Annotated in this window: 1 rRNA gene; it reads left to right on the top strand. The window is 53.4% G+C overall.

The annotated features are described in order from the left end of the window. A 23S ribosomal RNA gene (locus tag NQ117_RS23985) occupies positions 1-680 on the top strand; the annotation flags it as partial. Positions 681-738 lie beyond the last annotated feature (58 nt).

A 738-nucleotide genomic window follows, 5' to 3' on the forward strand; every position in this document is an offset into this window, starting at 1 on the left:
ATCCGGTTCGGGGACAGTGTCAGGTGGGTAGTTTGACTGGGGCGGTCGCCTCCTAAAGAGTAACGGAGGCGCCCCAAGGTTCCCTCAGAATGGTTGGAAATCATTCGAAGAGTGCAAAGGCATAAGGGAGCTTGACTGCGAGACCTACAAGTCGAGCAGGGACGAAAGTCGGGCTTAGTGATCCGGTGGTACCGCATGGAAGGGCCATCGCTCAACGGATAAAAGCTACCCTGGGGATAACAGGCTTATCTCCCCCAAGAGTCCACATCGACGGGGAGGTTTGGCACCTCGATGTCGGCTCATCGCATCCTGGGGCTGAAGTAGGTCCCAAGGGTTGGGCTGTTCGCCCATTAAAGCGGTACGCGAGCTGGGTTCAGAACGTCGTGAGACAGTTCGGTCCCTATCTGTCGCGGGCGTAGGAAATTTGAGAGGAGCTGTCCTTAGTACGAGAGGACCGGGATGGACGTACCGCTGGTGTACCAGTTGTCTCGCCAGAGGCATAGCTGGGTAGCCAAGTACGGAAGGGATAAGCGCTGAAAGCATCTAAGCGCGAAGCCCCCCTCAAGATGAGATTTCCCAATTAGTAAGACCCCTTGAAGACGACGAGGTTGATAGGTTCGGGGTGGAAGCACAGTAATGTGTGGAGCTGACGAATACTAATAGGTCGAGGGCTTATCCTAATGAATATACAAGAAGCGTTTTAATCACTTTGCGATCAGTTTTCAAGGTATAACCTTG

It is taken from the genome of Paenibacillus sp. SC116 (assembly GCF_024733555.1).
GTDB lineage: Bacteria > Bacillota > Bacilli > Paenibacillales > Paenibacillaceae > Paenibacillus_B.